Below are 14,958 nucleotides of genomic sequence, written 5' to 3' on the forward strand. Positions count from 1 at the left end.
CTTGAACCAAATTTAGCATTTTAGTTTATTGGAGTTGAGGAACGCTTGTCCTATTTTAGTCCTATGAACACCAATATGCTACAGACTCCCATTACGTACCTCAAAGGTGTTGGTCCCAATCGGGCGGAAACACTACAATCGGAGCTGGGCATTGCCACCTATCAAGATCTCATCAACCTATTTCCAAATCGATATATCGATAGGACCCAGTATTATAAAATTACCCATTTACAGCGCAGCAATGCAGATGTTCAGGTTATTGGTAAAATCATCCACATCAAAACCGTAGAGCAAAAAAGAGGGAAACGTCTGGTAGCTACTTTTATTGACGAAACCGGTGACATGGAGCTCGTATGGTTTAGGGGACAAAAATGGATTCGGGAAAATCTAAAACTCAATACCCCCTACGTGGTTTTTGGAAGATGTAATTGGTACAACGGGAAATTCTCCATGCCGCATCCCGATATGGAATTGTTGGCCGATCATGAAAAGGGCCTTAAAATAGCAATGCAACCTGTTTATCCATCCACGGAAAAACTTTCCAATAAAGGCATTACCAACCGGGTCATCAATAAAATGATGCAGCAATTGTTTTTGGAAAGTAATGGCCAGTTTTCGGAAACACTTTCTGACAAAATCCTTTTTGAACTACAATTACTGTCAAAAAGTGAATCGCTATTTAACATCCACTTTCCAAAAAATCAGGAATTGCTGGCCAAGGCCCAATTTCGTTTAAAGTTCGAGGAACTCTTTTACATACAACTACAACTCATTTCCAAGAAATTATTACGTAAACAAAAAATAAAGGGCTTCAATTTTAATCAGGTGGGCGAGCTCTTCAACACCTTTTATAGGGACCATCTTCCTTTTGAACTGACCAATGCACAAAAGCGGGTGATTAAGGAAATTAGGGCGGATTTGGGGAGCAATGCCCAAATGAACCGCCTGCTTCAAGGTGATGTGGGTTCGGGGAAAACAATAGTTGCCCTTATGATTATGCTCCTGGCCATAGACAATGGTTTTCAAGCATGTTTAATGGCCCCGACCGAGATTCTCGCTCAGCAGCATTACAACGGTATTAAAGAGTTATTGGAAAGTACCGGGGTTACCTGTGAATTGTTGACCGGATCGGTAAAAAAGTCTGCCAGAACACCAATTCATGAACAATTGGAAAATGGTGAATTGCATATTCTGATCGGCACTCATGCAGTGTTGGAGGATAAGGTACAGTTTAAAAACTTAGGACTGGCCATCGTGGACGAGCAACATCGGTTTGGTGTAGCCCAACGCAGTAAACTTTGGCATAAGAACGAGGTTCCACCACACATTTTGGTCATGACGGCCACCCCTATTCCCCGAACCTTGGCCATGAGTCTGTACGGTGATTTGGATATTTCGGTCATTGATGAGCTGCCTCCAGGAAGAAAACCTATAAAAACAGTTCATCGTTATGATTCAAATCGACTTAAAGTTTTCCGTTTTATTAAGGACGAAATTAAAAAAGAAAGGCAAATCTATGTGGTATACCCATTGATCCAGGAATCCGAAGCTTTGGATTACAAAGATCTGATGGACGGGTACGAAAGTATCGTAAGGGACTTCCCCTTACCCGACTATCAAATTTCCATTGTTCATGGCAAAATGAAACCGGCCGATAAAGATTATGAAATGGAACGTTTCGTTAAAGGGGAGACGAATATCATGATAGCTACAACGGTCATTGAAGTTGGGGTAAACGTACCCAATGCCTCCGTAATGATCATAGAAAGTGCAGAGCGTTTTGGCCTATCCCAATTGCACCAACTACGGGGAAGGGTGGGTCGTGGGGCCGATCAAAGTTATTGTATATTAATGACCAGCCATAAGCTCTCTTCCGAAGCCAAAACCAGGCTAGAGACCATGGTACGGACCAATGACGGTTTTGAAATTGCCGAAGTGGACTTAAAACTTCGGGGACCAGGGGATTTAATGGGCACCCAACAAAGTGGTATTCTTAATCTAAAAATTGCAGATATCGTAAAGGACAATGATATTTTGAAAACCGCTCGGCATTATGCTATACAAACATTGAAAAACGACCCTAATTTAGAACAACCGAACAATTTGATTGTCCGTCATACCTATAACCAATTAGTAAAACACAAGAATATTTGGACATATATAAGCTAGTATCCTTAAAACAAAAGCCCGACCAAAGTCGGGCTTTACTTTTTTCATGCAATTCGTTTTTTAATTGATGCCTTCCCCGTTCTCGAGTTTGGTGATATTGTCCGCAATGGCGTTCTTGTTTACGGCATCAGGGGCCCTTCCTGCTGCAACTTTAATATGTTTGAGTGCTGATTTATAGTTACCTACAGCGGAATAACCTCTAGCAAGCCCATAATCTACCGGCCAAGTTCCCTTGTTCTTTTTGGCGTTAATCTTAAATACTTCCAAGGCTTTTTCCTTTTTCCCCTGGGCTATTAATTGCCTACCATAACCATGTATCTCAAAGACCGTGGCCATTTCCAGGGCCTCATCCATGAGGGCTTCTGCTTCTGCAGTTTTTCCTTGTTTGGTCAAAATCTGTGATTTTATATTCAGGTTATTGTAGTTCTTCTCACTAAAGAACTGACCCGCAATGGCGGCATCTATCCAGCCCAGTGCCTCGTCCAAATCCCCATCATTGTTCAACGCAAAGTTTGCGGCCTGCTCCCAAGATTGTCTATTAAACCCTTGTACATTTTGCAACTTGTGGCGGATATCGGCCAATACTACATCGGTTACATCCACCTCAATTTTAAATGGAATCTGTTTCTTCTCCCAGTTAAGGGCCAGGACGGCTGAATTGGCATCAACATTTTCAAAGGTAAATGTAAGTTGCTCGGTATGTGGAATTTCCTTGGTTTCAACATCTACCCGGAGAGCATCTTCGGAAGGCTCATAAAAATAACTGCCCCATGCGCCATGGTTCTTTGAGAAAATTATGGTTGCTCCTCCATCTTCTTCAACTACCATATGAAGACCATATTTTCCAGCCGCCAAAGGTTGACCTTCTATTTTAACATCATCGGTGAATTTGATTATCGTATTTTCATTGGCACCGGCCCTCCATGGGGACTCCTTGGCGGTTCCAAATCCTAAGTTATTCATACCATATGGAACTAGGCTTCCCCAAATTTCCCTGTCGTTTACACTTGGTCTGGAATAAGCAACCGAGATATCCGTAATTCCTAATTGTTGAGATACTTTAGCCATTTGACTCCCCCTAGGCAGATCTAACTGGGCAATGGCTTCTGTCATAAGAAACAACGAACCTAATAAAGCAAGCATTAGGCATTTCTTGTAAAAATGTTTCATAAGTTCTTTTTTTGATTTATAAAATTGATTGAGCAGTTCATCTTACAAGGTATTTATACCAAAAGCTCAAAACCGTTACTATTGTGTTAAAATTGGAATTCAGTATGTTAAACAAAAAGCCAACCGACTCAAAATTCTGCGAATTAGTTTGATGTATATGTTGTTGAACATCGTAATTTTCCATAGCAATAATTTCCTAAAACCACTCCATTTCATAGTTTTGTACGCTTATAATGGGGAGAAATATGAGTACGAAAAGAACATTATTTGACAAAGTTTGGGATTCTCACGTGGTACAACACATTGAAAATGGTCCCGATGTTTTATTTATCGATAGGCATATGGTGCACGAAGTGACCAGTCCTGTTGCCTTTTTGGGCATAAAAAATAGGGGTATTAAAGTCATGCATCCTGAAAAGACGTTTGCCACGGCCGATCATAATACACCGACTATAAATCAACATCTACCCGTCCAAGATCCACTTTCGGCCAATCAGTTAAAAGCTTTGGAGGAAAATGCCAATGCTCATGGAATTTCCTATTGGGGACTGGGGCACGAAAAAAATGGTATCGTTCATGTCGTTGGTCCGGAATATGGTATTACGCTACCTGGTGCAACTATAGTCTGTGGAGATTCACATACCTCTACCCATGGCGCTTTCGGTGCCATTGCTTTTGGAATAGGTACTTCTGAAGTGGAGATGGTCCTGGCCACACAATGTATTATGCAGACCAAGCCCAAAAGTATGCGTATTAACATAGAAGGAACGCTAAGCAAGGCTGTAACGCCAAAAGACGTTGCGCTGTATATTATTTCCCAGCTCACCACTTCCGGTGCCACAGGTTATTTTGTGGAATATGCCGGAGAGGTATTTCGGAATATGAGTATGGAAGGTCGTATGACCGTCTGCAACCTTAGTATTGAAATGGGAGCACGTGGTGGAATGATAGCTCCTGACGAAAAAACATTCGACTATGTAAAAGGAAGGGAATTTGCACCAAAAGGCGATGATTGGGATAAAGCCATGGCCTTTTGGAAAACCTTGCCAACAGAAGATGGCGCTGAATTTGACAAAGAGGTCACCTTTGATGCCGCCAATATAGAACCTATGATTACCTATGGCACCAACCCTGGAATGGGTATCGGAATTTCAAATGGTATCCCCGATGCCGAATCAGTTGAAGGTGGAGTGGCCACCTATAAAAAATCACTTCAGTATATGGATTTTAGTGAAGGCGATAGTATGATGGGTAAAAAAATAGACTATGTCTTCCTCGGAAGTTGTACCAATGGTAGAATCGAGGATTTTAGAGCGTTTGCGTCCATCATAAAAGGTAGAAAGAAAGCCGATAATGTTACGGCTTGGTTGGTGCCTGGTTCCCATAAGGTGGAAACGGCCATTAAGGAAGAAGGTATCCTTGATATTTTAAATGAAGCCGGATTTGAATTGCGCGAACCGGGTTGTTCCGCTTGTTTGGCCATGAACGAGGATAAGATTCCCGCAGGAAAATATGCCGTCAGCACTTCCAATAGAAATTTTGAAGGAAGACAAGGTCCCGGGGCAAGGACATTATTGGCCAGTCCTTTAGTTGCGGCAGCCGCAGCCGTCACGGGCAAGGTAACCGATCCCCGTGAATTGATGGAAGAAATTCTTGCCGGTTAAACGTTGTCGGTTGCTAGTACTAGTCAAAATACTAACATACTCAACTAAAACCATTAACCAAAAACCAGAAACGAACAACTTGTAAAAAATGGCATACGATAAATTCAATATACTTACAACATCGGGCGTACCACTTCCCATAGAGAATGTGGATACCGATCAGATAATTCCAGCGCGATTCCTTAAAGCAACAGAGCGAAAAGGATTTGGCGACAACCTATTTCGTGATTGGCGATACAATTCCGACGATAGTCCAAAAAAAGATTTCGTGTTGAACAACCCAAAATACAGCGGACGTATATTGGTCGGTGGTAAAAATTTTGGATCAGGTTCTTCTCGTGAGCATGCAGCGTGGGCCATTTACGATTATGGTTTTCGGTGTGTGGTCTCTAGTTTTTTTGCCGATATATTTCGTAACAACTGTCTCAATATTGGGGTACTTCCGGTTCAGGTCAGTCCTGAATTTTTGGAAAAAATATTCCTGGCTATCGAGGCCGACCCTACTACTCAAATAGAGGTAAACCTCCCTGAACAGACCATAACCATTCTTGAATCCGGTGAACACGAAAGTTTTGATATCAATGTCTATAAAAAAGCCAATATGCTGAATGGTTTTGACGACATTGACTATCTGTTGAACATCAAGGAACAGATTCAGGAATTTGCCGCAAATAGGCCTTTATAATAACTTAGGGGTTATAAAACGGACGGCTGACAACAATTAGCCTTGGTCGTCTTTTGAACCTGTAAAGATTCAGGGATTGCCACCTGCCGCTTATAATGATAGAAATACGAGAGAAATGGGGAAGAGAAAACTGGAAATAATGGACACCACCCTTAGGGATGGGGAACAGACCTCGGGGGTATCCTTTTCAGCATCGGAGAAATTGACTTTGGCCAAACTACTGTTGGACGAACTTAAGGTAGACCGTATAGAAATAGCATCTGCTCGGGTATCCAAAGGAGAATTGGAGGCCGTAAAACAGATTACGGAATGGGCTGCTTCAGAAAACTATCTTGATCGTATTGAGGTACTTACCTTTGTAGATGGCGGTATTTCGCTTAAATGGATGGAAGAAGCCGGGGCAAAAGTCCAAAATTTATTGACCAAGGGATCTCTGAACCACTTAACACACCAACTTAAGAAGACACCTGAACAGCATTTTTCCGATATCGCGGCCGTTTTTGATTTAGCCCAAAAGCAAGGTGTAACAACCAATGTCTACTTGGAGGACTGGAGCAATGGTATGCGGAATTCCAAAGAATATGTATTTCAGTATCTCGATTTTTTGGCCACACAGCCCATAAAAAAACTGTTGCTTCCAGATACATTGGGGATTCTTACCCATACGGAAACCTTTGATTACTTGTCCGAAATCTTGGAGCGCTATCCTAGTTTTCATGTAGATTTCCACGGTCATAACGATTATGATCTGGGTGTCGCCAATATCATGGAAGCCGTTAAGGCTGGTTGTCATGGACTTCACCTAACCGTCAACGGAATGGGGGAACGGGCCGGTAATGCTCCCATGGCCAGCGCCGTGGCCGTAATAAACGATTTTTTACCTGAAGTAGAAATTGCCATTAACGAATCCTCGTTGTTCAAGGTAAGTAAATTGGTATCCGCTTTTACCGGTTTTGGCATACCTGCCAATAAACCCATTGTTGGGGATAATGTTTTTACCCAAACTGCTGGAATACATGCAGATGGAGACAATAAAAACAACTTATACTTCAACAGCCTATTGCCTGAACGGTTTGGTCGAAAACGAAAATACGCTTTGGGAAAAACCTCGGGCAAAGCGAATATCCAGAAGAACCTGCAGGAGTTGGGACTCACCCTAAACGATGAGGAGCTGAAAAAAGTGACTGCCCGTATTATTGAATTAGGGGATAAAAAGGAGAAAGTAACCAAAGATGACCTGCCTTATATCATCTCCGACGTTTTGGATAGTGATACTTTTCAACAGAAAGTCTTCGTTAAATCTTATGTACTTACCCATTCCAAAGGGCTAAAGCCTTCAACTACGGTTTCTGTTGAGCTGAATGGGAAAATCTACGAGGAAAACGCCCAAGGAGATGGACAATTTGATGCTTTTATGAATGCGTTGCGTAAAGTATACCATTCCGAAAAATTGGAATTGCCCAAACTGGTGGATTATGCGGTACGTATTCCACCTGGTAGTAATTCCGATGCGCTTTGTGAGACCATCATCACCTGGCAGGACAACAACACGGACTTTACCACTAGAGGATTGGATTCCGACCAAACCGTTTCGGCCATAAAGGCTACGGAAAAGATGTTGAATATTATTTGATTGCCCTATTGTTAAATAAAAAATCGTCAAATCAGTAATGAATCGCCGTGATTTTACAGGAAAGACCTTATGGGTCTCCGGAGGAATCGCGCTAGGAATGAATACCATTAATGGTATGTTAAATGCTGAAATAGGTAACCAGAAATTCAATTTTATGTCGACATCACATCCCAACTTAACTTTAATCAATAGTTTCTTTGAGGCCTATGGCAAAAATGATATTGATAGTATAAAAAATATACTTGCAGCGGATATCAAATGGCACATCCCTGGGCAGCATCCATTAAGCGGAACGAAGAAGGGTGTGGACGAAGTATTACGGTTTTTTCAAAAACTCAACAAAGCGGCGTTTAAAGCAGAACCTATTGTGATGGGCGTAAACGATAATTATGTAATTGATTGCCATAAAAATTGGAGCAACCTTGAAACCGGTAAGAATTTAAATGCAATGTCCTGCCTGCTTTGGAAAATAGAAAACAATAGAATTGTGGAAGTACATAATTTTCCCGAGAACCAGCATGAGGTAGACGCCTTTTTCTCGAAATTATACTCCTAAATAGATTAAACCAAACCTAAAGTATAAAATAAAAAGAATGAAATTAAACATAGCCCTTTTGGCCGGGGACGGTATCGGCCCAGAAGTAATAGATCAAGCTGTAAAAGTGTGCGATGCCATTGCAGGGAAATACAATCATGAAATCAATTGGACGCCGGCGCTCACCGGAGCAATCGCCATTGATACCGTTGGGGAGCCCTACCCGGACGAAACCCATGAAATCTGTGCCAACTCGGATGCCGTTTTATTCGGTGCAATTGGGCATCCTAAATTTGATAATGATCCATCGGCCAAAGTTCGACCGGAACAGGGCTTGCTGAAAATGCGTCAAAAACTAGGGCTCTTTGCCAATGTTAGGCCCACATTTACGTTTCCATCCTTGATTGACAAATCCCCTTTGAAACGAGAACGAATAGAGGGAACAGATTTGATTATATTAAGGGAGCTTACCGGAGGTGTATATTTTGGGGAACGAGGACGAAAGGATAACGGAGATACCGCCTTTGACACCATGACGTACCAACGCTTTGAAATTCAACGTTTGGCCAAAAAGGGTTTTGAAATGGCCATGAAGCGTTCTAAAAAACTGTGCTGCGTGGATAAGGCCAATGTTTTGGAAGCCTCGCGACTATGGCGGGAGACGGTACAGACCATGGAAAAGGATTATCCAGAGGTAGAAGTTTCTTACGAGTTCGTAGATGCCGTAGCGATGCGCTTGGTACAATGGCCTAAGGATTACGATGTAATTATTACGGCTAATCTCTTTGGTGACATTTTAACGGACGAGGCTTCCGTAATATCCGGTTCCATGGGCTTGATGCCTTCTTCCTCAGTGGGAAGCAAGGTCTCCCTATATGAGCCTATCCACGGTTCCTATCCACAAGCCGCCGGAAAAGATATTGCCAATCCGTTGGCTACAGTGCTTTCAGCAGCCATGCTTTTTGAGGATTTTGACCTGACCCAGGAAGCCCAAGCCATTCGTGATGTAGTCAATAAATCATTGGCCAAGGGCATTGTAACCGAGGATTTATCCGATGGCGGCAAAGCTTATAAGACTAGTGAAGTCGGTAACTGGTTGGCAGCGAATATTTAACCTGAAAAATTATAAGATGAAAAGACCCTGAAGTATTTAAAATGCTTCGGGGCCTTTTCTTATGCTAAAAATTCCCATTACTGTTAATAGGCCATTTTGTACCGTTTGGCCTTTTGTCTTCTGTACATCAATATACTTAAGGCTATGCCAACACCAACCGCGGCCAATACGGCACCAACCACTCCTGCATATACAATTCCATGACCATAGGCTATAGGTAATCCGGCTAAATAAGCCCCGGAGGCGTTGCCCATGTTAAAGGCACTTTGATTCATAGAGGAACCTAGCATTTCCGAACCCCTAGATGCATTGATGATTGCCATTTGAATAGGGGTAGCCACTGTAAACGATGCCGTGCCTATTAAAAACGTCATCGTTAAAATGGCATAGGGGTTTATTGCCACAATGGCATTGACCAATAATAATCCGACCATAATGGACAAACTAATGGCTACGGCTTTTAACGGTGAAAACCATTCCGCCATCTTCGCTCCTATAAAGTTGCCCATGACCATTCCAAGGCCGGCGAGTATCATGGCATAACCCACCATGTAGTTTTGCAATCCCGCCACTTCTGTTATCAGAGGGGCAATATAGCTGTACCAGGCAAAAAACCCTCCTGTTCCAATTGTAGTTAGTAAAATCAAGGCCCACAGCTCTTTGTTTTTAAGGCCTTTGTTCTCATGGGATGTTCCGGTTGGTGGCAACTGTGGCAATTTGGGCATCCAAAGATATATGCTGGCCATCGTAATGAGTCCTACAATCCCGACCATATAGAAAGAGGCACTCCAATCGTAGTGATGACCAATATATGTACCTATCGGTACTCCGATTACGTTGGCTATCGTAAGACCTGAAAACATAACGGCTATGGCTTGAGCAATCTTACCGGTTTTTGCCAATCTCCCAGCAACTACGGCACCAATACCAAAGAATGCTCCATGGGGAAGACCTGATAAAAATCTTGAAATCAGCAGCGTTACGTAGTTTTCCGCAAGGCCGGACAAACTATTGAACAACGCGAACCATGCCATTAAAAGCAGCAACGTCTTTTGAGAATCCATCTTTCCGCCAATTTTAGTAAACAGAGGGGCTCCGATTACAACCCCTAATGCATAGGCAGCTATGGCGTGACCCGCCTCTGGTATAGTGATATTCAACCCCTGGGCCACATCCGGCAAAATACCCATAATTACGAATTCCGTTAATCCGATACCAAAACCTCCTATTGCCAAAGCGATGAGGGCTTTTCTATTCGATATATTCGTTTCCATATGTACAATTTTATGTTTCTAATAATGAGCCGTACAATTTTTAAATTCCATTGCCGAGCTTCCAACTATTTCGAAAACAAAATTATCTCAGGAAACCATAAGGAAACTATTCGTTTTTGTCGAGTTTATATGCAGTATTAACCATGATACACACGAATATCAGCACCAAAAGGTAATTTTTGACATATCATTGTTGTTCGTGTCGTCCTATAGAAAACTGAATAGGAATCGGTAAAGGATCGGGGTTGGTTGATGAAGAATAGTTAAAAAGCAAAGTAACCTCCCCATGTTTGGGGAGGCGTCATCATGCAATACAGAACACTAAAGGATGTAATCCGTGCTCACAAAATTAGATAGTTTAGTGTCTAGCAATTTTTCTACGGTCTCGTTATTGAGGTCGCTGTCCTTAAAAGCTACGAACGTACGTACGGAAAACGACCGGAGTGCATCATATACACTTAAAGTGGACTGGGCCGAGTCCTTTCTTCCAGTGAAGGGATACACATCAGGGCCGCGCTGGCAGGAACTGTTCAGATTTACCCGACAAACTAGATTCACTAAAGTATCAATGAGCGGAGCGAGTGCATATACATCTTTTCCAAAGAGGCTTACCTGCTGACCATAATTGCTTTCGGCCATATCATCCAATGGTTCTTGAATATCGGAAAATGAAACCACAGGTATAACCGGGCCAAACTGCTCTTCCTTATACACCCGCATCTCTTTTGTCACAGGATGTAACACAGCAGGCCATATATAATTATGGGTCTGTTGCCCTCCTTTTTTGTTCCATATTTTGGCACCTTTCTGTACAGCATCGTCTATCAGTTCCTGAACATAAGCAGGCTTATCAGGTTCAGGTAATGGGGTTAATTTAGCACCATTATCCCAAGGGTTACCAAACTTTAGCGAATCTACTTTTTCCGCAAAACGCCTTAGAAACTCTTCTTTAATATATTCGTGTACATAGATTACTTTCAGTGCGGTACATCGCTGCCCATTAAAGGATAAGGTCCCGGCAAGGCACTCGTTTATGGTCAGATCCAAGTCGGCATCGGGTAAAATAATTGCCGGGTTCTTGGCTTCTAATCCTAAAACCAATCGCAATCGATTACTCTTAGGGTGTTGATCCTGCAAGGCGTTGGCTGATTTGCTATTGCCTATCAAAGCCAAAACATCAATCTTACCAGTCTGCATTATCGGGGCAGCCACGGCCCTTCCCCTGCCGAATAAAATGTTTACAACACCTTTGGGAAAACTGTTTTGAAACGCCTCCAGAAGCGGTGTAATCAACAACACACCATATTTGGCCGGTTTAAAAATGGTGGTATTCCCCATGATGATGGCAGGAATAAGAAGGGCAAAGGTTTCGTTCAAAGGATAATTGTAAGGTCCAAGACAGAGTATTACCCCCAAAGGTCCTCTCTTAATATGTGCATACACCCCATCGAATTTCTGGAATTTAGCGGCATCCCTATCCAATTGTTTATACTCTTCTATAGTGTCCCGTATATATTCCACAGTTCGATCAAATTCCTTTTGTGAATCCGGCAAGGACTTGCCAATTTCCCACATCAGCAATTTGACAATTTCATCCCTTTTGGTTTCCATTTGCTGCACAAATTTTTCCATGCAGTCTATCCTATCCCGTACATGCATAGTAGGCCAAACCCCCTGTCCTTTGTTATAGGCCAAAAGCGCAGCGTCCAAAGCCCGTAAGGCTTCGGGTTCTCCCATATCGGGTATACTTCCCAGAAGTGTGGGTTCATAACTCTCCGTTGAGGAAATGGTAGAAAATACTTCTGTGGTATTTCCGGTCCACTCTTGCATTTCTCCATTGATCAAATACTTTTTTTGATGAATTGTATTATCAATTCGAAATTGGGTCGGTATGTTTATCTGTGTTGTTTCCATAAAATAGATATGTGATTGATATGAATTGATGCGATAAAAAAATCCCCGATTTCTCAGGGATTTAATTGTTAAACAATGGGTTTCATTGCGGTCATGGACTCCCTGAGACGGGCCCCGACAATTTCTACCGGATGTTCCCGGAGTACCTTGTTTACCGTGATCAGTTTGGCGTTATCTACTCCTGCACCTTCGCCTTCACTGTAATGGGTGCCAATGACATCGGTATCTATTTTTTTCATAAAATCTGCCAACAAGGGCTTACATGCATGATCAAATAGATAGCAGCCGTATTCCGCTGTATCCGAAATCACCCTATTCATCTCAAATAATTTTTTTCGGGCGATGGTATTGGCAATCAATGGGGTTTCATGCAAAGATTCATAGTATGCCGATTCACCGATGATTCCCGACTCCGTCATAGACTCGTAGGCTAGTTCTACTCCTGCCCTTACAAAAGCTACCATTAACACCCCATTGTCATAATATTCCTGTTCTGAGATTTTATCATCCCCCGCCGGAGTTTTCTCAAAAGCGGTTTCTCCCGTTGCCGCTCGCCATTCCAAAAGGTTTTTGTCGTCATTGGCCCAATCTTCCATCATGGTCTTGGAAAAATGCCCTGTCATGATATCATCCATATGTTTGTGGAACAACGGTCTCATGATGTCCTTTAATTCTTCGGAGAGTTCAAAAGCCTTAATTTTTGCAGGGTTGGACAAACGATCCATCATGTTGGTGATTCCACCATATTTCATCCCTTCAGTAACTGTTTCCCAGCCGTATTGAATCAATTTGGAAGCGTAACCAGGTTCAATCCCTTTTTCTATCATCTTATCGAAACAAAGGATAGACCCTGTTTGCAAAAGACCACAAAGAATGGTCTGTTCTCCCATTAAATCCGATTTTACCTCCGCAACGAACGAGGATTCCAAAACCCCTGCCCTGTGGCCTCCGGTTCCAACGGCATAGGCCTTGGCCTGTTCCAAACCTTTCCCTTGGGGGTCATTATTCGGATGAACTGCAATTAGAGTCGGTACACCAAATCCCCTTTTGTATTCTTCCCGAACCTCTGATCCAGGACATTTTGGAGCTACCATAATCACGGTGAGGTCCTCGCGTATCTGCATTCCTTCTTCAACAATGTTAAATCCGTGCGAGTAGGACAAGGTAGCACCCTTTTTCATTAAGGGCATCACGGCATTGATAACGCTGGTATGCTGCTTGTCCGGTGTAAGGTTGATAACGACGTCTGCCTCTGGAACAAGTTCTTGATAGGTACCTACGGTAAAACCATTTTCTGTAGCATTTTTATAGGACTGACGTTGCTCCTTTATGGCCGCTTCTCGAAGTGTATATGAAATATCAAGTCCCGAGTCCCGCATATTAAGACCTTGATTCAAACCTTGGGCGCCGCAGCCTACAATAACGATTTTCTTTCCTTTCAATGCGGATACGCCATCCGAAAATTCACTGGATTCCATGAACCTACATTTCCCCAATTGCGCTAATTGATCTCGTAAGGATAACGTATTAAAATAATTTGCCATTTTGTGTTCTCGTTTTAGTATTTAAAAGTTTAGGTTCTATTTATCTTGATAAAAATCTTCCAATAAAGTGGTAATAGGCATTTCCGATTTAGTAACGGCTATCCGTCCGGAACGAACAAATTGCATAATCCCAAAAGGTTCCAATTGATCGTGCATTTCATCTATTTCATGCCGCCTACCTGTTTTGGCCAATACAAAGAAATCCCGTGAGACGGTAACGATCTGTGAGTTGCTTTCCTTTATGATATTCTGTATCTGTCGTTCATCGAACAACAAGTGCGAGGCAATTTTAAATAGGGCGGACTCTTGGAAAATGGTCTCATCGTCCGTGTGATAAAAAGCCTTGATGACCTCTATCTGTTTTTCGATCTGCGCCACAATTTTACGTGTCCAGTCCTCGGTGGTATTGACCACTATGGTAAACTTGGAAACATTCTCTATTTCTGATTTTGAAACATTTAGACTTTCAACATTAATGTGTCTCTTTAAGAATATTCCCGATATTCTATTCAACAAACCTACATTGTTCTCAGAGTACACCGATATGGTAAACCTTTGTTTTTTCATCTTTACTACTTTCTAAAAAAATTGTTCGTTAGAGCGCTGTCAAGAACTAAATTTCTAACGATTAAAACCTCTCGACTACGCTTGAGGTAACGCTTTATTAAGATTTCCTTACAGCAACGATTACTCCTGTAGACCAATTCATCTTGGTTAAACTGAAATCGTCCCTTTTTTCCAAATAGGAAACCAATCTATCAACATTGTCCTGATGTCCTTCCGGCCAATTGGGCTGGGCGGCCATATCATCTATAACATAAAATCCACCTACTTTTACCAAATTGAGAACTTCTTCAATTTCACTATACTTTCCCGGCCAGGCATCGGCAAAAATCAAATCGAACTTTGTGCCAGTATACGTTTTTATCCAATTGGATGCGTCTTGGCAAAGGATTTGAATTCTCGGGTCATCCCCAAAATATTCCTCCGCAATAGCAATCAATTCTTGGTCGTTATCCACCGTAATCAAAACGGATTCATTATCCATTCCATCTACCATCCATGACAAACTCAGACCGATTCCCGTACCCAGTTCCAAAAAACTTCCTTTAGGCTTACTGGCTATCAAAGTTTTCAGTAACGAACCAATGTACAAATCAGACGGCATCGTAAAGCCTATTTCAATGCACTTACGTTCTATTTCCGAATGGATTTTTGGCTTATCAAGAATATTGGTATCGTTCATGATGCAGTTT

General features: G+C 42.2%; 12 protein-coding genes. 6 read left to right on the forward strand and 6 right to left on the reverse strand.

Translation table 11 applies throughout. From position 1 onward, the window contains the following. Window positions 1-63 precede the first annotated feature (63 nt). Complete coding sequence (recG, locus tag D7Z94_RS10145) at window positions 64-2,169, forward strand: ATP-dependent DNA helicase RecG (RefSeq protein WP_120711446.1); 2,106 nt, start codon at window positions 64-66, stop codon at window positions 2,167-2,169. A 60-nt stretch (window positions 2,170-2,229) separates the two neighbouring features. On the opposite strand, the gene D7Z94_RS10150 is transcribed toward recG, so the two are convergent. After that, the gene (locus tag D7Z94_RS10150; protein WP_120711447.1) at window positions 2,230-3,339 is read right to left on the reverse strand and encodes a DUF2911 domain-containing protein; all 1,110 of its coding nucleotides are present in this window, start codon (window positions 3,337-3,339) and stop codon (window positions 2,230-2,232) included. A 245-nt stretch (window positions 3,340-3,584) separates the two neighbouring features. Here D7Z94_RS10150 and leuC point away from each other — a divergent pair, with 245 nt between their 5' ends. The 5 genes from leuC (at window position 3,585) to leuB (ending at window position 8,970) form a co-directional block, all read left to right on the forward strand. Next, a complete protein-coding gene (leuC, locus tag D7Z94_RS10155) occupies window positions 3,585-5,003 on the forward strand; it encodes a 3-isopropylmalate dehydratase large subunit (RefSeq protein WP_120711448.1) in 1,419 nt (472 codons plus the stop codon). Between the two features lie 88 nt (window positions 5,004-5,091). Continuing rightward, window positions 5,092-5,688, forward strand: coding sequence for a 3-isopropylmalate dehydratase small subunit (gene leuD / locus D7Z94_RS10160; RefSeq protein ID WP_120711449.1), 597 nt, complete (start codon window positions 5,092-5,094; stop codon window positions 5,686-5,688). 115 nt (window positions 5,689-5,803) lie between these two features. Continuing rightward, on the forward strand, window positions 5,804-7,321 hold the full coding sequence (locus tag D7Z94_RS10165) for an alpha-isopropylmalate synthase regulatory domain-containing protein (protein ID WP_120712013.1): 1,518 nt from the start codon (window positions 5,804-5,806) through the stop codon (window positions 7,319-7,321). Between the two features lie 37 nt (window positions 7,322-7,358). Beyond that, on the forward strand, window positions 7,359-7,877 hold the full coding sequence (locus tag D7Z94_RS10170; RefSeq protein WP_120711450.1) for a nuclear transport factor 2 family protein: 519 nt from the start codon (window positions 7,359-7,361) through the stop codon (window positions 7,875-7,877). 37 nt (window positions 7,878-7,914) lie between these two features. Continuing rightward, window positions 7,915-8,970 (forward strand): 3-isopropylmalate dehydrogenase, encoded by a 1,056-nt coding sequence (leuB, locus tag D7Z94_RS10175; protein ID WP_120711451.1) that lies wholly within the window; start codon window positions 7,915-7,917, stop codon window positions 8,968-8,970. A gap of 83 nt (window positions 8,971-9,053) precedes the next feature. Here leuB and D7Z94_RS10180 read toward each other — a convergent pair whose 3' ends face one another. The 5 genes from D7Z94_RS10180 to D7Z94_RS10200 all read right to left on the reverse strand — a co-directional run bounded on the left by D7Z94_RS10180 (window position 9,054) and on the right by D7Z94_RS10200 (window position 14,948). Continuing rightward, window positions 9,054-10,244 (reverse strand): MFS transporter, encoded by a 1,191-nt coding sequence (locus D7Z94_RS10180; RefSeq protein ID WP_120711452.1) that lies wholly within the window; start codon window positions 10,242-10,244, stop codon window positions 9,054-9,056. Window positions 10,245-10,565: 321 nt separating this feature from the next. Continuing rightward, window positions 10,566-12,158 carry an NADP-dependent glyceraldehyde-3-phosphate dehydrogenase gene (locus D7Z94_RS10185; protein WP_120711453.1) on the reverse strand — a complete coding sequence of 531 codons (1,593 nt, stop codon included), beginning with the start codon at window positions 12,156-12,158 and terminating at the stop codon, window positions 10,566-10,568. 68 nt (window positions 12,159-12,226) lie between these two features. Next, complete coding sequence (ilvC, locus tag D7Z94_RS10190) at window positions 12,227-13,702, reverse strand: ketol-acid reductoisomerase (RefSeq protein WP_120711454.1); 1,476 nt, start codon at window positions 13,700-13,702, stop codon at window positions 12,227-12,229. Window positions 13,703-13,738: 36 nt separating this feature from the next. Next, on the reverse strand, window positions 13,739-14,269 hold the full coding sequence (ilvN, locus tag D7Z94_RS10195) for an acetolactate synthase small subunit (RefSeq protein WP_120711455.1): 531 nt from the start codon (window positions 14,267-14,269) through the stop codon (window positions 13,739-13,741). 97 nt (window positions 14,270-14,366) lie between these two features. Continuing rightward, window positions 14,367-14,948 (reverse strand): O-methyltransferase, encoded by a 582-nt coding sequence (locus D7Z94_RS10200; protein WP_120711456.1) that lies wholly within the window; start codon window positions 14,946-14,948, stop codon window positions 14,367-14,369. Window positions 14,949-14,958 lie beyond the last annotated feature (10 nt).

The sequence above is a fragment of the Ulvibacterium marinum genome (genome assembly GCF_003626755.1).
Lineage (GTDB): Bacteria > Bacteroidota > Bacteroidia > Flavobacteriales > Flavobacteriaceae > Ulvibacterium > Ulvibacterium marinum.